Raw genomic sequence first — 20,849 nt, 5'->3', positions numbered from 1 at the left:
AAATAAATATACAAAAAAGATCCTCACTAAAAGTGAGGATCTTTTTTACTGATTACGGTCTCAACACCGCATACGCCTTGCCAATGAAGTCTTCAATTGCTTGAGAATCTGGCAATACAAATGAAACTTTCGGATAAAATGCAAAATTAGTCAAAATATCAAAGTGCCATTCATAGACATCACTCGTCGTTCCATTGGTGGTCGTACTAGCACCTCCGACCGCAAAGTTAATATTTTTAATTTGTAGTGGGATTGCTCCACCAACCGTGCCAGAGTTAGAAGTGGTCTGCGAACCAGTATGAACCCGTTCACGGCTGACTTCTTTGATGTTATCTTTGTTACAGATTACTAGCAGGTCTTTATCCAATTCAAAATACATAAATCCCTTATCGTAATAAATAATGGCCTGATTATCAGTTTTAAAGCTACGCCAAAAACTGTCATTCAATCCTAATTGATCCACTAAATTATTAATCAATTTATCCATATATTGATAGTAATAATCCAAATAAGTCTTTCTAGCATTGGCTAAGTTTTTTCTAACCATGTTAGGAAAAAGCCCTTTTTTACGCATCAAAAAAGCTAGAATCCAGAACAGAATTCCCAAACCATCTGCCACCAAAAAGAAGAAACCTAAAACAATCATTATCCATTTAGCGAAGTTTAAAAGCACCAGGTAAGTGCCATCTTGTGATTCAGTTTGCACATAATTCTTGGTGATTTCCTCGCCCTTTTCAGAATGCGCAAAATCTGGAAGTCCGGTGAATTCAAATAACTTGTATTTGCCGGGTATTTTTATTTTATTGTTCATTTCTCTCTTCCTTAGTTGCTAGTCCGTCCATAAACCACCGTGTGATTGTTATTACTGGTCCAAACCACAATCATATCAGTGTCATTGGTTTTGCCGTTAGACGTATAGGAAGTTGTGGTTCCCTTTGGAAAGAAACTGACCGACCAATTAATTGGAGTATCTTCGTCTTGAAGTGAAGCAACTAACGAACCGTTATTTTCCTTATAAGTTAATGAATGTGACCCACTATTGTCGGTTAACGAATTAGCGTTCATCTTGATGTCACTGTTTGAAATTTCATCTTTAGTAACACTCAAGTTGTCCGTTCCACCAGGTTGAACAGTTGGACCTTGAGTACCAGAGCCACCCACATTATTTTCAATGTGACCGACTTCTTTCCACTGGCCGGCAATGCTACTGTAATCACCGGACTGTATCTGACTAAGGTTCATTGCCGCCACTTTAGGAGCTGCGGTCTTAGTATCAGACTTGCTGGTAGTTGCCTTTTTAGGCGCACTCTCTTGCTTGTGTTTAACCACGCTGGAAGAACTCGACGATTCCTTTTTAGGACTGTCATTTTTAGAAGCGCCACATCCAGCAAGGGTTAGAACACTCAAGGCGGCAATGCCCATTAACATAACTTTTTTAGTTTTCATCTTTTATATACGTCTCCCCCGAAACTTTAATTGATTTTTTATTGTTGAAAAGTCTTCCAGTTCCAGTAGTGCCATCATTTTCAGAAAACTTAATCTTATTCCCATCAATAGTGTAGGTTCCAGTTCGACCATTTTGTTCAGTAAAATTGGTCCCTTTAAACGTAAATCGCGGTCTAACTTTAACAGCCAAATTACTATTACGATCCGTATAAGTCCCACTAAGTTGAGGTATATGAGTTCTATAAGAAGAATAGATGGCAAATCCGATCATTCCAACTAATAACAATGCCGAAATAATCCAAACTAACTTGATTTCATTTGTTTTCTCATTAAGTTTTTCAGAAGTAGTACCACTACTGGTCGAATTGGCTAACCGATAACCACAGTTAGGACAAAAGTCAGCATCACCACTAATCGGCTTACCACAATTGGGACAAAATCTTTTATCATTATTCATCTTTGGTATATTGAACTCCCATCAACTTGAATGACTTTCTATCATGCGTTATTTGTCCAGCCGTTTTAGCTTTGTGTTTCCCATTTTCTTCGGTCAACTTAATTTGGTTGTCCTTAATTTCATAGGAACCTTTTTTACCACCCATTTGAGTAAAGTAATTCCCTTTAAACGTAAAACTCGGCTTCATTTTGGCCGGTACACTTTTACCATCAGCAGAATATGTGCCATCAATATGATTTCGATAATTGGTATAAACTCCAATTCCAAGTAACAGCAGCACTAAAATCGACATCACAATCCAAGTCAACCAACTGTGATGATTAGCTTGTTTTTTATCATTTTTCATCTTTGGTATATTTCATCCCCATCACATCTAACGACTTCCGATTATCAGATAACTTCCCCTCAACCGTACTGTTTTTTCCATTATTCTTTTCGGTCAACTCAATATTATTACCATCAATCTTATAAGTTCCCTTTTTGCCGTCATCTTCAGTAAAACCATTGCCCTTAAAGGTAACTCTACTTTTTACGTTCGTAATTAATAGATTAGTATTATGCGTATAAGTTCCACTAAGATGAGTTCGTTGATCGTGGTAGATTCCAAATCCAACACCAAATATCACGACAACCACAGCAACGATGGCAGCAATACTAACCCAACTAGCTTTAATCTCGTGCCCCGTTTTTTGACTCATCTTTTTAGAAACATTTTCAAAGGCATGATTAACTGACTGAGAAGCATTCTGAAAGGTATGTTCTCCCTTAGTTTGATTCCCCTGATTATTGGAATTAGTCGGACCCATCAGTTTACGTCCACAGTGCGGACAAAAGTCAGGGTCACCCTCAATGGGTTTGCCACAATACGGGCAAAAATGATTGTGATTTTCCATAATATTTTTAAACTCCCAAAATTGTAGTATTTTTTTGTTGAAAATTAATTATTGAAATTATGATTCAGAAACTGCCAATGTGAATGATGCGTGGACTTTACCATTTACAACATTAACGGAAACATTTTGTAAGTTTAATGCCGTGATAAAACTCAAGGAATTTTGGATCAATGATGCATTACTGTTATCCCACAACAAATCAGCTAACTGTTGATCGGATGTAATCATGGATACATCTCCATCGACACTACCGTTAATAGATAAATGGCCAGCATTTGGATTTGGATCAACTTGTGGCTTGCCAAATGAAGCTACCTTAGCTTGTAAGGCCGCTCTGACACCCGCTTCATCAGGAGTGAAAGCTGGTTTTGGTGTATTGCTTCCATTATTTGTTGAGCCACCGTTGTTAGACGGATTAGTAGGCGTAGTTGAACCACCATTGCCGTTACTTCCACTACCGTTGTTGTTAGCAGGTGGAGTCACTTGGCCGCCGTTGTTAGTGTTTCCAGCGTTATTAGATGGATTGGATGGAGTTGTGCTTCCACCATTGCTGGTCGAACCACCATTACTTGTAGAACCTCCGTTTTGTGACGGGGTAGTTGAACCACCATTATTAGTTGATGGAACTGGAGTAGTGTTTCCGCCCTTTGACGGTGCTACCTGCCCACTGTTATTTGAGGGAGTAGTTTGATTGCCATTGCTGGTACTTCCGCCATTTTGTGATGGTGTTACTGAACCACCGTTGTAAGTTGGAGTGGTCGAAGTACTTTGACTTGTTCCGTTATTCTTTTGTGATTGAGTTGAAACTTGGGTGTTAGAGCCCGTCTTACCAGCCACTTTTTCACTAGCTGCTGTTACGTTACCAGTGGTCTTTTTAGTATTTGCAGCAGGAGTTTGAGCAGTTGCTGCTGAATTTTGGCCCTTAACTCCGGCTTTCTGACTAGCTCCGACAACTGGTTGAGCTTGGACGTTTCCAGCACCATTTTGGAGGTTGTTCCAACCGGCATAAATGCTTTCGCCAGGTTTACGGGAGTTCACTGGAATCACAATCTTTGAACCAGCGTAAATCAGGTTAGCATTTTGTAAATGGTTGGCATCGGCAATGTCTTTAACGGTACTGTTGTACTCTTGAGCGTAACCAGATACCGTATCACCCCATTGAATGGTAATAACCTTTTTGTTACTAATTTTTGATGAACTAACTTGGTTGTCAGTCGTCGTGGTTGAGGCATTCGTTGAAGCGGTGTTAGCTGTTACAAATACTCCTAGTGCTAATGAACTAAGTAATAGGTCCTTTAAGAACGTTCTTTTTATTAAATTCCATCGTTAATCTTCCTTTCAAAACCAGTTTCTAAACAGCAAAGTAACTCTTGAATTAACGCGCTTATTCAAATACAACAGGGAACTACGCTATCCCATTAACTTTTCATCATCTACCTTCACCTTAAAATTAGAATCGTTAATCAACATAAAACATCCCCCTTTTGTATTTCCCACTCCGTTTTAGAAAAAATTACAAAAAGGCACGAGTGGCTTTATTAAAAATTAACAATTTGTTTTATTATTTACAAACTCCCAATTTTTGAACAAGGTGTCTAAGTATTGTCATAATCGGCTTTTAGGGTTGAACATTCGTCATAAAAGTGATTATCATTTAGACATAATGTATATTATTTAACAATAATATTCTTAACTAAATCTTAATATTTGAGGAGTCGGTACCGTGATTGCTTTAAACACGAAACACTTAATTGCACAAGCATTTCTAGAGTTATCTGTCACAAAGCCACTTTATGAAATCAGAATCACCGATGTAATCCAAAAGGCAGACTTGTCTAGAGGAACTTTCTATAATAATTTCAATAGTATCGACGACATCTTGGTTTATATCGAACGTGAAGTAGATAATCCTATTATCAGTGGCCTAAAGGCCATGGCTACCCCCCCCAGCAATACCGAGCGTTCTCCATTTGAGTTGATTGCCGATTATTTACTACCTGCCTTATACGATAAAAGAGAGATTTTAAAAATTCTCTATAATCCCAATCTACGTGGTCATTGGACTGAATTTTTAAAAAAGCGTTACAAGGAATGGGCAATGAAAAATATTTTTAACAAATCATCATCAAACAACAAAAATATTTCTACCAATCTTTCATGTGAATTTTGCGTCAATATGTATCTCTCAATCATTGAAATCTGGATGACTCAACCTATCCCGGAAGACCCAGAGCATTTTAAAGTGACCTTTCTTTTCTTTGTGAATACCCCGATAACCTTAATGATTTAAAAAGGTAAGTAGCTTATGACTAAAAAAGAGCTATTTCCACTAAAATTGGAAATGGTTCTTTTGATGATTGTACTAGTTACCCCCCTATTTTGATGTATACTTATCCTTGGATTTTATGTCAAAATACATAACGAGGATGGTTATTATGAATATCAAGAAAATCGTTCTTTCACTTCTAGTCGGTACTACCATGTTTGCCGGTGGACTGTTTGTAACCCATCCAAACGTGGTCCACGCTAACTCAAATGTAGCGGCAGGTACTGCGGAAGGTCAAGTTGTCGTCCAGTACGTCAATGCTTTAACTGGTCAACCAATTCGTGCCAGTAAAGTTATCTATGGTGCTCCTAACAGTATGCTTGACCTATCAAACGACGTTCCAAACATTCCCGGCTACGTTGCCGGAAGCAACCGAGCTGATAACGGTGGTAACACCTATCCAGCTGCTGGTCAGTCAATGACGGTCACCATTGCGTACCAACCACTCAATAAGCCACAGCAAAGTGGGAATTATCAAGGTGGAAACGCAACATCTCCTTCAAACGGCACGACCACAAACGGACAGAATAACGGTTCAAGTGGCGGAAACGCAGCGATAAATAAAAACGGTAATTCTCAAGCAAATAATAACCAAGGACAAACCGTTAACAGTAACGAACCTAATCAAGCAAATAAATCTAAGCAACAAAATAAAGAACAAGCTACTAAAAATCGTAACAATCAAAATAAAACCAAAGACCAGCAAAAGCAGAAGAATAAGCATCATAATGACAAGAACCAAAAGACTAAAAGAGACAAGCGGAACCACAAATCAACCAAGAAAGATCACACTGGATGGATGATCAGTGGTATTATTGTCATTCTAATTGTCGGAATTGGAGCTTTTGTCTGGTATCGCGTAAGAAAAGCACATCATTTTAGACACTAAGTTAACTTAATCAATTGTAGGTGAAAAGACTGTCAAATAATGTTGTTTGACAGTCTTTTTAAGTCGGAATTAGTAAGCATTGAATTAGTAGGGAATTTTAATAATGGAAACAAATATGGCAAAAAATCGTTTTATCACTGGCTTCACAGGACTTAGAGCACTAGCAGTTATTTGTGTTATTCTCTACCATCTCAATCAAAATATCTTTAGTGGTGGCTACTTAGGTGTTCCAGTATTTTTGACTCTTTCAGGATACCTAATTACCGACCATTTAATTAACGAATATGAATCAACTGGACATTTTCGGTATGGTCACTTCTGGTACAAAAGATTAAAACGTTTATACCCAACCTTAATCGTGATGTTATTTGCTACAGCAACTTATATCACATTATTTCAACGAAATTTACTGGCCAATTTGTGGCAAAGTGTCGTTACCAATTTAACGTACGTCTATAACTGGTATGAAATTGCTAATGGACAATCATACTTTCAAAATTTTGCTGGGTCTGAATCGCCCTTTACCCACTTGTGGACCCTTGCGATTGAAGGTCAATTCTACCTATTCTGGCCTTTAATTGTCGTTTTGTTGCTGTATCTTTTCAACAGAAACAAACACGGTTTTTTAAACAAGAAGAGCATTTTCTTTGTTGCTATTGGCTTATCCGTTTTATCAGCAATCCTGATGGCAATCTTATTTAAGCCTGGCACTGATCCAAGCCGAGTTTACTACGGGACCGATACCCGGATGTTCTCAATCTTACTTGGAGCTGCCTTAGCAATTGTGTGGCCCAGTAATCGAATCGTTAGAAACTCCGATCAAGGCCAAAGGACCTTCTTTGACGTCGTTGGACTAATCGGTGTCATTGGAATGGTATGGTTGATATTTACGGTAGGAGCTCAATCCACATTTTTGTATCATGGTGGAATGGTACTGTTCTCACTATTTACCGTTCTGATTATGTGGGCCATTCTCTCAAACATTAGTCATTGGAACTGGCTGATGACCAATCCCGTTTTTGATTGGATTGGTTCCAGAAGTTATGAAATTTATGTCTATCAGCTGCCTGTCTTTATCCTTTTCGAGGATAAATTCAAAAATGTTGCCAATCATCAGTTGTTATATGCCATTATTGAAGTTCTATTGATTATTGGTATTTCCGAGATATCGTATCGCTTTGTTGAAGTTCCATTTGGCAAATATGACTACAAAATCCTTTTTAGTAAACTAATTGAATTCATGAGTCACACCAAAATACGTGAAATCATTCTCAGTGTACTTGCAATAATCGGTGGAATTGGTATTCTTCAATCCACTACCATTAATCCTAAACAGGCTAATCACACTCAGCTTGCCAATAAAATTCAAAAGAACGCCAAAACCGAAAAAGAAAATAACAAAAATCTCGCTAAAGAAATCAAGAGTGGTAAAAAGGTTAAACGATCTACCAAAGACCAAAGCCAATTAGAAAAAAATGGCTTAACTGCTGCACAGGTAAAAGAAGCTCAAAATCTGTCCGGAACTGCAGTGGGTGACTCAGTTATGTTAGCTGGTCATGACGATTTACAGAAGATTTTCCCGCGTTTCTACATTGATGCCCAAGTTTCACGCCAACCAGCCGCTGCCGTCCCTGATATTAAAAGTTTAGCCAATCAAGGACTACTAGGCAAAAACGTTGTCATTGGACTGGGGACAAACGGTAACATTTCACCGGAAACGATGAAACAAATTATGGAGATTGCTGGTCCTAAGCGTCACGTTTTCTGGATTAACGTCCACATTCCAACTGAAACTTGGCAAAATTCAGTGAATGCCATGCTGAAAGACTCGCAAAAGAAGTATAAAAACTTGTACATCATTGATTGGAATGATTATATCAATAAGCATCCGAACTGGTTATACTCCGATCAAGCCCATCCAAATAATCAAGGAGCCCCAAAATACGCAACTTTTGTGGCTCAAAATGTTTTAAAGAACGCTATAAAATAAATATAACTAAAAAAGGAACTCCCAAATCTTTCGACTTGGGAGTTCCTTTTTTGGATACCTAACGTTAGAGTGTCTTACATATAATGTGACTTATTAGTTTTCGACTTATTTCGTTAGATACCACTATTCAGTAGAACTACGTAATCGTGACTTAATTTGCTTCTGACTACTTTCGTTTCTTCTTTTGCATACCAGCACCATTGACTAACCCGTCAATTCGCTCAAATGTCTCGCAGATTCCACCTGTTACTGGGAGTGTTATTGGCCGTGAAACCTGCTTAAGCAATGCATTTCCCACCACCCCGCGCAAACCGAAAAAACTCCAACAATCGCTACCAAACTAATCAGTGACAGCAATCCTACTATTAAAACAATCAGGCCATAAATGCCCAATTGTCGGTGATTGATATACATCTTCCACAAGTATTAATTCCGAAATGGCCCACCCGAAAATTAACTCATTTGATATTAAAGAAACCGCCAGGATCTTTTTATCATTATGTGTTTAATATTTATTTATGTTTATATCCCTCAATACTTGTGGCCTGACATGTATACATACGACAATCTAAGTTGTTGTTATTAGTTATTTTTGATTAATATGAAATACTTTTCTCACATTCAAAATTCCCGCAAACGAAACTTGATTTATCTTTAATTATAGAGATGAAACCACCTTCTCAATCTTTAATTCCACAAGTTATTTCATAAATAACGGCCTTTTATGGCGTAAAAATCTGATTAATTAAGTGGTTAAGCGTTTGCGCAAATTGTTTAAATTAAGTTGATCAATTACAGCTAAAGTCACTCAAACTTCTTGACCCCTTCTACAAGCGATACATGTTATTCAAACTGTAAACAATCCCACTAATCTTTAAGAACGGTTAAAAATAATGGTCCCGTTGCCTGTCATACCAACACTTCAATTGATTTCATGTTTATTTTTTAAAATAAACATGTTTCTTATTAATCCTCATACAGGCATGCTCGGTTAACCGTTTTCTCAATTTTATAACAACAATAACATTAATTTCAATCTTAATTGAGATCGTTTTGCTTTTTATAATTTTATTAGATATGATAATTCCATGCAGTTAGCAGTTATGAAATAAAATTTGAGGAAATGAGAAATGAACAAAAAACGAGTCACCATTAGAGAAGTTGCCAAACACGCCAAAGTTTCAACGGCCACCGTGTCACGGTTCTTAAACAACCATCTGAACTCAATGTCCAAGAACACGGCAAATCGCATTAAGCGATCAATCAAACACCTCGGGTACGTTCCTAACTCAATGGCACGTGGCTTAAGCCGCCAAAATGACAGTGGGAGCATCATTGCGGTAGGAGTGTCAGACATCGAGGATCCCTTTTCAATCAGGATGTTTGAAGGAATCCAGGACCAACTGTCCATTTACAAGTACATCCCCTTGCTGATTAATTCCGCTAGTAAGTACAAAAACGAACGCGACCTCTTTCTAGCCTTAGATACCAGCCTCATCAGGGGCGCCATCATTCATCCGGTCAACAGCCACATCAAGGACATTGCCGAACTTTTAAAACCGCGTTTCCCCGTTATTTTGACCGATAAATCCATTAACGATGGCTTTTTTTATAACATCGTCATCAACAACTTTGCGATTTCTCAGAAAGCCGCCGCCTACTTTAAAAACAACCTGGGGCTTTCCAAGTTAATCTTGGTTACTAACGCTGAAAGCGAGATGAAGGTCGTCAGAGAGCGTGTTGCTGGGATTAAATACGTCTATGCCGAACCTGATATTACAATCGTCAAGCCCGGTTATTCCAAAACGTCACTTCATCGTGCCTATCATGAAATCGTTCGCCAATTAAAAAAGCAACCCAACAGTCTGATTTTCTGCCTAACGGAAAAGTGGTTGTTAAGCTTTTTGCCCCGGTTGTTGCGTAACAACATTATTGACCGCGACAAGATTCCAAACATCACTGGTTTTGTGAGTTCCAACATCGTTAACCTAATTCAGCCAAAAACGAAGTGTATCAGGACAGACGCATACACCATGGGAAAATACGCCGCGCAACTCATGTACGACATCTTAAACAAAAAAGTGGACCCAAGTAAAAAACGCTACATGGTCCACGCCAAATTTGAATAATATCTGTAACCGACTAAGTCCATGCTTAGCCGGTTTTTGTCTAATAAATAAAAAGTGCCACTTCTGAGAAGCAGCATTTTTTGGAGTTTGAAGCTATGTGTGCTCCAGAAGTAGGAAGCATTGTGAAAGTATCTTTTTTGGAGCGACTAAAGAATAACACGGCCAAATGCCTTACCAGATGTCGTTTAAAACCCACTCAAAGTAATAATGAAAGATTTACTGCCAAAACGCCACCCATCACGTTTAGTTAATCGTTTACGAAATTTATCTTAGGCCTAATTTTGGCTCAAAAAAACTTTAGACCAGCGCCAAGCTCATCCGTGCCAATCACTTCCGCTATCCTAACTCTTGTTTAATGATTATTTCAAAATCATAATTAGTCTCTTTTTATTATTTTGGTGATATACTCCTTTCATCGACTAGTTGAGAAACATTTTTATCGGACTCCCTAACTAATATAGATACTTTTTAAACCTCGATAACTCACAAGCGTCAGGCATCCAAAAACTAATATACTGTCAACTTAACTAGCCGAATCTTCCTAATTGCTCTGACTTCTTCAGCGAAGCCAGGGTTTTTTCTTTTGGATTTTTGGTAATACTTAGATTATTCTATTTAAGGGAGGAAATTAAATGATAAATTGGTTTGATTTATTCTTTATGATTGGTACTTTGTTGTTAACAGTACTTCTAATTTTACTAGTTATCTTAGTACTATACTTGTGTATCCGCTTAGGAATAAAACTAAATAGGTTCTTAAATAGAGCGAAAGAGAATCATGGAAAAAAACATTAAATTATTAGTCACTAGTGTTATGCCCTTAGCTTCTGAATCAAAACTAGCAAATTATTTATAAATATAATTTGCTAGTTTTTTTGTTTATTTAAAATACTCTTCAGCGAACGCCCTGGTCTTATTAACGTAGACCTGTCCCTCTTTGTTCAAAGAATCGGCGTGTGTCGCGTGGTTCACAATCCACAATTTCTTAGGACCGTGGTCGTTTTTATAATTGATATAGGCGTCTTTAACAGGAACAAACTTATCGGCATTGCCATGAATGATGAATAGTGGAATTTGATTATGCGCTAACGTCTGCTTCGTGTCGGCATCGTAGAAGTCGTACTTGGCAAAAACATCACCGTAGATGCGGGCAATGGGCAGAATTGGGAAGGTCGGCAGGTGAAACAACGTTCCCAGTTCATATTTCAACTCATCATAGATACTGTTATAACCACAGTCGGTAATCGCAAAGTCAACGTTGTGCGGGACCTTTGGCAGGGTAAAGAGAACGGCAGCCGCTCCCATACTGACACCAAACATGCCAAGTCTTCCATTCGATATTTTCTGGTTAATCATGTTCATCCAGGTCACAATGTCAGACCGATCTTTCCATCCATAACCAGCATATTCCCCCTGACTGCGCCCAAATGATTCGTCATCGGGTGCGAGAACATTATAACCATCGTCATGAAACATTCTAATGTAGTTATTCATCTTGTGCCCAGTACTTCCGTAACCGTGGATTACGATCACGGTCTTATTCGTCGCTTGCTTAGCTGGTAAGTAGTAAGCCGTGAGTTTTAGGCCACCCTTGTTCGTTTGGTGCCAAATCTGGGGCTTTTGTTCTTTAATCCAAGTGGTGTTAACCTTTTCGCCGACCTGCGTACTGTATCCACCCCGTTTAAACGCGAAGTTAAACAGGAAGTAGGTTCCCACAAAGATTAAAATAATCACGGTAATTACGATGGCAATCGTAACTTTGTGCCAACGCTTCAGCTTTCCTTTTTTCATAATTTCGCTCCTTTTTGCAACACTTGCCATTATACGGGCAGAGCGATTCAAATCATGATTAATTTTTAAGCGTCGCGTGGTACCGGTAACTAGCCAGCTTCAGACGAGTTACAGATTAATTTGAATGTCATTATATTAATCACAAATCGTTTTAGTTTGCTTCAAGCTAACTTTCAACTAAAATGTAAGATATAACTAACTAATAATAAGTAGGGAGTAATTAAATTGAAAACAAGTCCAATAACTAAAATGCTTGGAATTAAGTATCCAATCATTCAGGCGTCACTCAACTGGCTAACTGACGCTAAGTTTGTCGCCGCGGTCTCAAATGCTGGTGGTCTCGGGACGTTTGGCCCAAACGCTGGCAAGACTAGTCCCACTCAAGATGCCACTGAAACGCTGAAAAGGCAGATTAAAGAAGCCAAACAGCTCACCGACAATCCCTTTGCCGTCAACATGATTGTCGGAAGTGAAGATGAGTTTGACTACCCAGATAAGACCTTTAGAGCTGCTTTTGACGCTGGGGTTAACATCTTCATCATTTCTGGTGTCATCAATCCAAAACTTTTTAAAGAAATCAAGGATTCAGGGAGTACCTTAATCTTTCGCGAACTTAATCCGTCCGTTAAGGGCGCTCAAAGAGCCGAAGAATTAGGCGTCGACATCTTGATTGCCACTGGTTACGACGAAGGTGGCATCATTCCAACGACCGGCCTTGGAACGTTTACCACTATTCCGCGCATTGTGGATGCCGTCTCCATTCCCGTCGTTGGCGCTGGTGGCATCACGGACGTTCGTGGTGTACGCGCTGCCCTTGCCCTTGGAGCACAAGGAGTCTACGTAGGAACTCGGTTCATTGTGACTGACGAAAACCGGACTTCAGCCGCTGCCAAACAAAAAATCATCGACTCGACGGTTGATGACGTAGTACTAGTCTCTTCTAACCAACGTTCAATCAAGAATCCGCTAGCTGATAAGTGGGCCAAGGAGTTTCAAAATGGCGTCAAAGACACCTATGAACAAACCCGCAAGGCCGGTGGCGTTCGTCCTGCCATGCTTGACGGCAAACTTGATGACGGTGTGATTTCCACTGACGTTGGTATCAACAACATTCACGACGTCAAGAGTGTTCAAGGTGTGGTGGATGAAATGATGCAGGATTTTCAAAAATAAATCTTAATAAAAAGCTTCAAGTGGCGTGTCTATCAGCCATTTGAAGCTTTTTTATTCTGCTTTGCCAATTCTTAATGTGATAAGATGTTTCCTATGTGATAAATTACATAAATTCTTACAAAGGAACGTTCAATTTGAAAACCATTAAGAAAATTCTCAACCTTTTTAATACCAGAATGGGCTTCTTTTTCCTGTTAGTGATCCTGTTCTGGTTCAAAACCGTATACGCTTACTACCACGTCTTTTACCTCATTCCAGCGAGCCGCATGCAGCACATCATCTTACTGATAAATCCGCTGGCTGCGATTATCATCACGCTAAGTCTGGCGTTGTATTTCAAGCCCGCGAAGCTCTTTTATCCCTTTATCATCTTCATTGACTTCTTAAACACCGTCTTACTGTACATAAACATCGTCTACTTCCGGGGTTTTCTGGGCTTTATGACCGCCGACACGATGACAACCGGTCATTCCAACTTAAACGGTGGGTTAATTACCAGTGCGACCGCCCTTATCAACAAATGGGACGCCTTATACTGGCTTGATTTAATCGTGATTATCCTGTTACTTGTATTTCGTGTTATTAAAATCGACAAAAAGCCTTTGAAGCTTAGGTTTAGCTTACTAACCACCCTGGTCGGAATTATCTTTTTGTTTCTCAACCTTTTTCTTACTCACATCGATAATCCCAACCTGTTCGCTCAGTCAAGTACGCAAAGCAAGCAGAATGACATCGTGAAATACATCGGAATCGACAACTACACCGTCTATGACTGGACCAAGTCCATTCAGACCAACATCGCGCGTTCGACCGCTAAGAAATCAGATCTAAATGACATTTTAGGCTTTACAAAAAAACACTATGCTGCCCCGAATCCCGAAATGTACGGGAAAGCTCGCGGTAAAAACGTGATTGTCATTCACCTAGAAAGTTTTCAACAGTTCTTGATCGACAAAAAGGTTAATGGCAAGGAGGTAACGCCTTTTCTGAATAAAATTTACCATAGTCAGTCAACTGACTCATTTGATAACTTCTATCACCAAGTCGGGCAGGGACGAACGGCCGATGCCGAAAACATGCTTGAAACCAGCACGTACGGACTTCCTGAGGGCTCCTTGTTCTCTCAGTACGGAAACGACAATACCTTTCAGGCGGCTCCCGCTATTTTGAAACAGCAGCAAAACTACACGTCCGCCGTTTTCCATGGTAACGACGCCAATTTCTACAACCGTAACAACACCTACAAACGGCTTGGCTTTCAATATTTCTTTAGTTCCAAGGACTACAACATGAAGGGCGATCGGACCGAAGGCATGGGCTTAAAGGACAAGTATCTGTTTCAAGATTCCAACAAGTACTTAGAGAACCTTCAACAACCCTTCTACGTCAAGTACTTGACGGTCACCAATCATCTCCCGTACGTTCTGGACCAAAAAGACCAAAAACAGATGCACTTTAAGACCACCAACACTGACAATCCCGAGGTCAATAACTACTTTGTAACCGCCCACTACCTCGACCAGTCCGTCAAAGAATTTTACGACTACCTGCATCAGACGGGACTCGACAAGAACTCAATGATTATCATCTACGGTGACCACTATGGTTTGATGGACCAAGATGAACGGAGTTTGGCACCGCTTTTAGGCGTCAAACCAAACGACTGGAATGCTTTTGATCACAGCCAAATCCAGAAGGTTCCATTTATGATTAACATTCCAGGAAATACTGGTGGGAAAATCCACCACACGTACGGCGGTGAGATCGACGTGCTACCAACGGTTCTCCATCTTCTCGGAATTAATTCCAAGCCATACGTTCAGTTTGGAACCGACCTCTTCTCCAAGCAACACGATCAGGTAGTCGCCTTTAGAAACCGTGACTGGGTCTCACCCAAGTACACCTCCGCAAACGGCACGGTTTACGATAATAAGACCAAACGACCAATTCATCCGGATAAGCAGCAACAATCCCAGATTAACCAAAATCAGAATAAGGTTAACACTGAACTGGAACTGTCGGACAAGTTAAACAAGGATAACCTATTGCGTTTCTATCATCCCAAGGGCTTTAAGCCAGTTAATCCAAAAGATTACCACTACAACCATGAATTGAACCGGGAAAAACAACTTGAGAAACAGTTGGGCCAAAAGTCAACGAGTTTAGCTTCCCTGGACAAATAAAAATAGCATTTAACTCACATGAGTTAGGTGCTATTTTAGTCTTTTATTTATTTAATACCTGTGAAATGGCCGTTGCCATCCGTTTAATTCCTTCATCGATCTCATCGTCATTCATGTTAGAAAAGTTTAAGCGGAAGGTCCCTGGTTTCACCTTACCCGCGTAAAAGGAGGACCCAGGAACAAACACCACGTTGTTTTTTAAACAAGTCTGATACAGTTCCTCCGTGTTCACTCCGGGAACTTCAACCCAGATGAACATTCCACCTTCAGGATGACTATGGCGCACGTTCTTTGGGAAGTACTTATCAATGCGGTCCATCATCAGATTAGCCCGATGCTCGTAGGTATCGGTAATCTTCTTGATGTGGTCGTTAATATCCACGTCATCTAAGTACTGGGACACGATGTACTGGGTTAAGTTATCCGTATGTAAATCGGCATTTTGTTTAAACAGGATGAACTTGTCCATAAAGTTTAATGGTGCATCAATCCACCCCAGACGAAGTCCCGGTGCTAGAATCTTGGAAAAAGAACTCAGATAGATTACCCCACCGTCGTGGTCAAAGTGTTTGAGTGGTGGTAAGTACTTCCCTGCGTAACGAATGGCACCGTATGGGTCGTCTTCCAGAATTGGAATCCCAGCCTTTTTACCAATCTGAACTAACTTCTTCCGCCGCTCTTCCGTCATGGTCCGTCCGGTTGGATTCTGGAAATTGGGAATCGTGTAGATAAACTTGGCCTGCGGGTATTTTTTGATTAACCGTTCTAAGGCATCTGTCTCCATCCCGTCCTCGTCCATGGGAATGCCAACGATTTTGGCACCATAGGACTTAAAAACGTCGATGGCTGAGAGGTAGGTTGGATCCTCGGTCAAAACCACATCACCAGGATTAATCAACATCCTGGAAACAATGTCAATAGCCTGTTCCGACCCCGTCACGATGCCAACGTTAGCAACCGTTGTATTAACGTGGCGTTCTTTCATAATGGCCACAATCTGCCGTCTTAATTTTTCGTAACCAAGCGACTGCGAGTACTGCAAAACCGTTTGCCCATACTGTTCAAAAACCTGGTTTGCGGCCTTTTGGATCTCTGAAACCGGGAATAACTCCGGAGCTGGCATTCCACCACCTAATGAAATCACCTTGGGATCAGAAGCCGCTTTAAAAAGATCTGAAGTTACCGTACTAACATGAGCTGGCACACCGCTTGCGTATCTAAATTCCATTTTAATCGCCTCACCGTACTAAACATTTGGTAGTTATTATTTAAAAGTTCACTGTAATTAAAGCATTACACTATTAGTATAGTACATTCAGCTTAAATGCGTCGCTATCACGTATCTAAATGACCTAATACGTGCGGTGTCTCAAACCTTAGATTCGTTGCGATTTTTCACCCAATCATTTTCGTCATGGCCTACGCCGTTAATGACAATTCCATTGGTAATGACCCGTTCCAGCCGAAATCCAGCACGTTTTGCAACAGCATTACTCCGCTTATTATCAACGGCCACTTTAACATGGATCTGATTCAACTGATAATCACGAAAACCTAAGCCAATCATGAAGTTAAGCGCCCGGTAAATGATTCCCTTCTCGGTAAATTGGTTACCCAGCCAATAGCCAATCTCCGTGCTTTTTTGGTCATGATCAAACGAATTAAAACTGATCATCCCAGCAATTTGATCCTGATAAATCATTAATAAGTTGACTGACTTTCCTAACCGATAATGGGTTAAAGTTTGCTGTAAAAATTGCTGCTCCTGGGCAACTGATTTCATCGCATCAGCCCACGGCAACCACATTGAAACGGTGGCACGTGACCCCTTTACTAACTGATAGACCAATTTTGCGTCTTCTGGCTGGTCAGGAAGACGCAACTCAATCTCTTTATCAACCCGGTAGGTTCTCATTTCATCACTTCCCTACTTTCCGGCCTTTGAAATTGAGCCGTTTAAATCGTCGTATTCATTCTGACTCAGTTGGCCGGTCTGCATGGCAACTCGCAAGCGGTCCACTTCTTTTCCGTGGTCAACGTTTGTGAGGTAATTACTTTCACCACGAATCGTATGGTCGTATTTGGCAGCCGTCAGCTTTCGTTTTAAAATGGACTGCGTAAAATCGTAGACACGACCATATCTGATGTGATGATAATCAAATTGGCACTGATTAATCTGAAACTTCAAGGCACCATCTGGAACGCCGCTTACAAACGTCATCTTTTCAATCATGGCTTGAGAATAGTGGCTGTCTGAGAAAGTACCAGCCACGTTTCTAAAAATCATCAATTCGTTCCCGGTGGTGACCAAGACGGTCGTCTCGGAATCTTCCTGATTAACCAGTAAGCTTCTGACCCGTTTTCTTGCCAAATGGTCCGTTAAATATTGGTCAAACTCTGAGCCAATCACCGCTTTTAATCCATGAAACTGATTTAAACCAATCCGCATTTGCGTATCCCTTCTATCCATACTTTTCTGTCACGCCTTTAACCACAAGGAGATCGTCATGAAAATCGAAGAACAACTCTTTACTAATCTAAAACCTGATATTTCTAAATTGATTCGGTTTGGTTTTAGGAAACAAAATCACGTCTTAACGTACACCACTCACCTCCCACAAACCAACTTTTCGGTCACCATTACCGTTAAGCAAAATGGCGAAGTCAGTGGAAAGGTAATCGACGATGATTATCACGCCGAATATACGAACTTCCGGGTCGCTAATCCAGAGGGTGGCTTTGCCAGCACCATCAAGCAGAGATACACTGCCATCTTAAAAAACATTGCGCAGCAATGTTTTGACTACGCCCCAGTTAAAACGGGAACGAAGTGGCTCATCCCTGCCAATCCGAAATACTTTGACTTAGAAAAAGACTTCGCCCAAAACGGCACCATCATGTGGAAACAAACCACTCACATTCACGTTGGTGACCTAGTTTACATCTACGTGACGGCACCAGTTGCCGCCATCACGTATAAATGTGTGGCCATCAAGGTGAATCAACCGCACTACTACCACGATGAAAACATCACCATGCACTACGTTATGTTACTTCATTTACTTAGCAGATTTAATCCCAATGAATTTAACGTGGCCGTCCTAAAGAAGCATGGGGTCAAAGCCGTCAGAGGTCCGCGCCACGTTCCTCAATCTTTAAGTCGGATTCTCAAATAACCGCAACATTAATACTGAATATTTTGGTCTGCGACAATTGACTGGTAATTCATCTTTTCAAGCCATTTTGGTAAACTCAGGTTCTCCATGATGTTCATGTCAACGTCTGGAGTCAAAATCGAACCGCCAGGAACCGCATCAACTGGAATCGAAAAGTAGGGTCCAACGGTAATCGCGTTACCAATCTCACCCGGTTTCATCATGACGTGGGCAAAGCCAATCCACGAACTGGCAAACGAAGTGCCCGCATCTTGACCACACTGGGCAATCGAACGCGCGATGGCTTCTCTTCTTCTGGCCAAGAATTCGCCGAGGTCGTCCTCGTTGGGAGTGTTCCAGGTTCCAGCATCCTCAATGAACATGGAGGAATTATGAACGGGATCCTTCGCAATTGAAATGGCAATGGCGGACCAAACGCCGTAACTTTCACCCGGTTTTAGCGGGCGGTCTTCGATTGGTCGTTCGGCAGTCACGCCCTTGTTAGCACAAATAATGAAACTCCCCGGAGCTGGATAGTGCCGACGATTGTCAGCCGTTCCAAAGAATTCTACCAGCGAATCCTGCAGTGGTTTCCCATCGTAAATTGGTAGTTTCGAACCATCCCACTGGGTCACCTTAAACAACGGTTGTGCCCGATCGACTTCTGGATTTCTCAGGAGATCATATCCCAGAATGTGACCCTGAACGCCCGTGAAGCTGGAGGCCGTCATCATGTTAATCTGGCCGATGTAGGCGTTCTTACACTCGGCTCGGTCGTAAGATACGATTCCATCCAAGACGCCATCGTCCGTCTTTTCACGGGTCCCGGCGTCAACTTTTAGGCCAGTAACATAGCCAGTCCCGAGATTTCCTGGCTCCATGTAACCCCGTGAATATTTTTGATAGGGACTAATCGCAATGCGGTCAATCCCCTCTTGATTTAAAATTTTGTCAATTTTAGCCATTTTTTGCCTCCTATAAGCGGAAAATTTATTTTGCTTTTGAGACTACGTTCATAATCGCCTAACTCAAAATCACTTGCAAGGAACATCACTTATTAATGCCCAAATGACGGTACTAAAACGATTTTATCTCCCTTTCTTATCAATCAATAAATATTTTATTAAAATTTCCTCATAAAAAGAGTGACACAATGTCAGCATTAGCGTTAAAATAATGTTAAGATTTACACAATAATAGGTGTGTATTGAAAGGAGATCCTAATAATGAAAAAAGTCTTAATACTAGGCGGTGGATTCGCTGGATTAAGGGCTTGCAAGCTTTTAGCTAAGAGTAAGGCCAATCTAGACATTACCTTGGTTAATAAAAATGCTTATCATTATGACTCGACCGGCCTCTACAAGGTCGCATCAGGAGATGAAGCACCAGAACGACTCATGTTTAGAATTACCGACATGATCAATCCTAAGATTCATTTCATAGAGGATGAAGTTATTAAAGTAAATGGTAAAGATAACACGGTCCAAACGAAAAACAACGGTGATTTAAGTTACGACTACCTGTTCAATGCGCTTGGATTTGAACCCGAAACGTTTGGCACCCCGGGTGCGGACGAGTTTGGGCTTCAGATCAGTGACATTGATAACTCAGTCGCTGACTACAAGAAGATCCAAACTACCCTGGATGCCTACGATGAGTTTAAGGATGCTAAGCTCTTGAACATCGTGGTTGTCGGTGGTGGTTTTACTGGCATCGAACTTTTAGGGGATCTCGTGCACATGGTGCCAAAATGGGCCAAAAAGTATGGTTTCAAAAAAGAAGAGTTCAAAATTACCTGTATCGCTCCGGGCTTTTTGCCAATGTTTAACAAAAAACTCGGTGACTACGCGCAACACTTCCTTGAAAAGAAAGGCGTTAAGTTCATCATGGGTGACACGGTGTCAAAGATTACGGCAGATGGTGCTTACTATGGTAAAGATGATAAATTCATCCCATCTCACTTAGTCTTCTGGACCGCTGGAGTAAAGGGATCTGACGTTATTCCCGATTCACAGTATCCAAACGAGAAACGAAACCGGGTCGCCGTTAACACGAACATGAGCTTAGACGACTTTCCTAACCAGTACATCATTGGTGACGTCTCAGCCGTTAAAGATGACAAGTCCGGTCGGATGTTTCCAACGACTGGTCAAATTTCCATCTACGAAGCGGACGTTGCCGTTAATGATTTCTTAAACAAACTAAATGGTAAACCCGCCATTAAGTTCGACTACAAATCAATGGGAACCGTTTGTTCACTTGGCCCATACAGTGGAATTGCCGAAATTTACATGTTCGGCATGACCTTTAAGTTAAAGGGATGGATTGTCCCAATCTTTAAGAACATGATCTTCAAAAAGAACGGACTTGAACTCGGAAACATTCGGACCATGTTAGAAAGTTAAATTGATTTAAGGA

General features: G+C 40.6%; 19 protein-coding genes. 8 read left to right on the top strand and 11 right to left on the bottom strand.

Features of this window, described 5'->3' with window-relative positions; translation table 11 throughout:
• Positions 1-52: 52 nt before the first annotated feature.
• The 6 genes from AC6UD0_RS05245 to AC6UD0_RS05220 are packed head-to-tail and all read right to left on the bottom strand — an operon-like array spanning position 53 to position 3,834.
• A complete protein-coding gene (locus tag AC6UD0_RS05245) occupies positions 53-811 on the bottom strand; it encodes a hypothetical protein (RefSeq protein ID WP_500708354.1) in 759 nt (252 codons plus the stop codon).
• Positions 812-822: 11 nt separating this feature from the next.
• On the bottom strand, positions 823-1,446 hold the full coding sequence (locus AC6UD0_RS05240) for a hypothetical protein (RefSeq protein ID WP_500708352.1): 624 nt from the start codon (positions 1,444-1,446) through the stop codon (positions 823-825).
• On the bottom strand, positions 1,436-1,903 hold the full coding sequence (locus tag AC6UD0_RS05235; protein WP_500708351.1) for a zinc-ribbon domain-containing protein: 468 nt from the start codon (positions 1,901-1,903) through the stop codon (positions 1,436-1,438). The genes AC6UD0_RS05240 and AC6UD0_RS05235 overlap by 11 nt, the downstream gene beginning before the upstream one ends.
• Positions 1,896-2,249, bottom strand: a complete 354-nt coding sequence (locus AC6UD0_RS05230) for a hypothetical protein (protein WP_500708350.1) — start codon at positions 2,247-2,249, stop codon at positions 1,896-1,898. The genes AC6UD0_RS05235 and AC6UD0_RS05230 overlap by 8 nt, the downstream gene beginning before the upstream one ends.
• Positions 2,239-2,796, bottom strand: coding sequence for a hypothetical protein (locus AC6UD0_RS05225; RefSeq protein WP_500707646.1), 558 nt, complete (start codon positions 2,794-2,796; stop codon positions 2,239-2,241). The genes AC6UD0_RS05230 and AC6UD0_RS05225 overlap by 11 nt, the downstream gene beginning before the upstream one ends.
• A gap of 57 nt (positions 2,797-2,853) precedes the next feature.
• Positions 2,854-3,834, bottom strand: a complete 981-nt coding sequence (locus tag AC6UD0_RS05220) for a hypothetical protein (protein ID WP_500708348.1) — start codon at positions 3,832-3,834, stop codon at positions 2,854-2,856.
• A gap of 685 nt (positions 3,835-4,519) precedes the next feature.
• On the opposite strand from AC6UD0_RS05220, the gene AC6UD0_RS05215 reads away from it, so the two are divergent.
• The 4 genes from AC6UD0_RS05215 to AC6UD0_RS05200 all read left to right on the top strand — a co-directional run bounded on the left by AC6UD0_RS05215 (position 4,520) and on the right by AC6UD0_RS05200 (position 10,130).
• Positions 4,520-5,086, top strand: coding sequence for a TetR/AcrR family transcriptional regulator (locus tag AC6UD0_RS05215; protein WP_500708346.1), 567 nt, complete (start codon positions 4,520-4,522; stop codon positions 5,084-5,086).
• A gap of 145 nt (positions 5,087-5,231) precedes the next feature.
• Entirely contained in the window at positions 5,232-6,011 is a 780-nt protein-coding gene (locus AC6UD0_RS05210) for a hypothetical protein (RefSeq protein ID WP_500708345.1), read from the top strand.
• A 115-nt stretch (positions 6,012-6,126) separates the two neighbouring features.
• A complete protein-coding gene (locus AC6UD0_RS05205; protein WP_500708344.1) occupies positions 6,127-8,001 on the top strand; it encodes an acyltransferase family protein in 1,875 nt (624 codons plus the stop codon).
• A gap of 1,130 nt (positions 8,002-9,131) precedes the next feature.
• Entirely contained in the window at positions 9,132-10,130 is a 999-nt protein-coding gene (locus tag AC6UD0_RS05200) for a LacI family DNA-binding transcriptional regulator (RefSeq protein WP_500708341.1), read from the top strand.
• 878 nt (positions 10,131-11,008) lie between these two features.
• Here the strand turns inward: AC6UD0_RS05200 and AC6UD0_RS05195 are convergent.
• Complete coding sequence (locus AC6UD0_RS05195) at positions 11,009-11,920, bottom strand: alpha/beta hydrolase (RefSeq protein WP_500708338.1); 912 nt, start codon at positions 11,918-11,920, stop codon at positions 11,009-11,011.
• A gap of 225 nt (positions 11,921-12,145) precedes the next feature.
• Here AC6UD0_RS05195 and AC6UD0_RS05190 point away from each other — a divergent pair, with 225 nt between their 5' ends.
• Together AC6UD0_RS05190 and AC6UD0_RS05185 are read left to right on the top strand one after the other, a co-directional pair.
• Entirely contained in the window at positions 12,146-13,093 is a 948-nt protein-coding gene (locus AC6UD0_RS05190) for an NAD(P)H-dependent flavin oxidoreductase (protein WP_500708337.1), read from the top strand.
• Between the two features lie 134 nt (positions 13,094-13,227).
• Positions 13,228-15,276: an LTA synthase family protein gene (locus AC6UD0_RS05185; protein WP_500708336.1), complete on the top strand. Its 2,049-nt coding sequence runs from the start codon at positions 13,228-13,230 to the stop codon at positions 15,274-15,276.
• 43 nt (positions 15,277-15,319) lie between these two features.
• Here AC6UD0_RS05185 and AC6UD0_RS05180 read toward each other — a convergent pair whose 3' ends face one another.
• The 3 genes from AC6UD0_RS05180 to hdcB form a co-directional block, all read right to left on the bottom strand.
• Entirely contained in the window at positions 15,320-16,504 is a 1,185-nt protein-coding gene (locus AC6UD0_RS05180) for an aminotransferase-like domain-containing protein (RefSeq protein ID WP_500708334.1), read from the bottom strand.
• A gap of 141 nt (positions 16,505-16,645) precedes the next feature.
• On the bottom strand, positions 16,646-17,191 hold the full coding sequence (locus tag AC6UD0_RS05175) for a GNAT family N-acetyltransferase (protein ID WP_500708333.1): 546 nt from the start codon (positions 17,189-17,191) through the stop codon (positions 16,646-16,648).
• A 12-nt stretch (positions 17,192-17,203) separates the two neighbouring features.
• The gene (gene hdcB / locus AC6UD0_RS05170; protein ID WP_500693279.1) at positions 17,204-17,725 is read right to left on the bottom strand and encodes a histidine decarboxylase maturation protein HdcB; all 522 of its coding nucleotides are present in this window, start codon (positions 17,723-17,725) and stop codon (positions 17,204-17,206) included.
• Between the two features lie 58 nt (positions 17,726-17,783).
• On the opposite strand from hdcB, the gene AC6UD0_RS05165 reads away from it, so the two are divergent.
• On the top strand, positions 17,784-18,452 hold the full coding sequence (locus AC6UD0_RS05165; protein ID WP_500693278.1) for an MmcQ protein: 669 nt from the start codon (positions 17,784-17,786) through the stop codon (positions 18,450-18,452).
• 8 nt (positions 18,453-18,460) lie between these two features.
• Here AC6UD0_RS05165 and hdcA read toward each other — a convergent pair whose 3' ends face one another.
• Complete coding sequence (gene hdcA / locus AC6UD0_RS05160; RefSeq protein ID WP_500693277.1) at positions 18,461-19,396, bottom strand: histidine decarboxylase, pyruvoyl type; 936 nt, start codon at positions 19,394-19,396, stop codon at positions 18,461-18,463.
• Positions 19,397-19,657: 261 nt separating this feature from the next.
• On the opposite strand from hdcA, the gene AC6UD0_RS05155 reads away from it, so the two are divergent.
• Positions 19,658-20,836 carry an NAD(P)/FAD-dependent oxidoreductase gene (locus tag AC6UD0_RS05155; protein WP_500696342.1) on the top strand — a complete coding sequence of 393 codons (1,179 nt, stop codon included), beginning with the start codon at positions 19,658-19,660 and terminating at the stop codon, positions 20,834-20,836.
• Positions 20,837-20,849 lie beyond the last annotated feature (13 nt).

The organism is Fructilactobacillus sp. X7R9C1, assembly GCF_059901005.1.
Note: the sequence above shows the minus strand (reverse complement) of the source record. Positions and strands in the feature narration are given on the sequence as shown.

Coding starts and splice junctions, on each gene's coding strand:
- hdcA (WP_500693277.1), bottom strand. CDS start 19,396: ATGGCTAAAATTGACAAAATTTTAAATCAAGAGGGGATTGACCGCATT.
- AC6UD0_RS05165 (WP_500693278.1), top strand. CDS start 17,784: ATGAAAATCGAAGAACAACTCTTTACTAATCTAAAACCTGATATTTCT.
- AC6UD0_RS05230 (WP_500708350.1), bottom strand. CDS start 2,249: ATGAAAAATGATAAAAAACAAGCTAATCATCACAGTTGGTTGACTTGG.
- AC6UD0_RS05175 (WP_500708333.1), bottom strand. CDS start 17,191: ATGAGAACCTACCGGGTTGATAAAGAGATTGAGTTGCGTCTTCCTGAC.
- AC6UD0_RS05240 (WP_500708352.1), bottom strand. CDS start 1,446: ATGAAAACTAAAAAAGTTATGTTAATGGGCATTGCCGCCTTGAGTGTT.
- AC6UD0_RS05225 (WP_500707646.1), bottom strand. CDS start 2,796: ATGGAAAATCACAATCATTTTTGCCCGTATTGTGGCAAACCCATTGAG.
- AC6UD0_RS05180 (WP_500708334.1), bottom strand. CDS start 16,504: ATGGAATTTAGATACGCAAGCGGTGTGCCAGCTCATGTTAGTACGGTA.
- hdcB (WP_500693279.1), bottom strand. CDS start 17,725: ATGCGGATTGGTTTAAATCAGTTTCATGGATTAAAAGCGGTGATTGGC.
- AC6UD0_RS05245 (WP_500708354.1), bottom strand. CDS start 811: ATGAACAATAAAATAAAAATACCCGGCAAATACAAGTTATTTGAATTC.
- AC6UD0_RS05155 (WP_500696342.1), top strand. CDS start 19,658: ATGAAAAAAGTCTTAATACTAGGCGGTGGATTCGCTGGATTAAGGGCT.
- AC6UD0_RS05195 (WP_500708338.1), bottom strand. CDS start 11,920: ATGAAAAAAGGAAAGCTGAAGCGTTGGCACAAAGTTACGATTGCCATC.
- AC6UD0_RS05205 (WP_500708344.1), top strand. CDS start 6,127: ATGGCAAAAAATCGTTTTATCACTGGCTTCACAGGACTTAGAGCACTA.
- AC6UD0_RS05210 (WP_500708345.1), top strand. CDS start 5,232: ATGAATATCAAGAAAATCGTTCTTTCACTTCTAGTCGGTACTACCATG.
- AC6UD0_RS05200 (WP_500708341.1), top strand. CDS start 9,132: ATGAACAAAAAACGAGTCACCATTAGAGAAGTTGCCAAACACGCCAAA.
- AC6UD0_RS05235 (WP_500708351.1), bottom strand. CDS start 1,903: ATGAATAATGATAAAAGATTTTGTCCCAATTGTGGTAAGCCGATTAGT.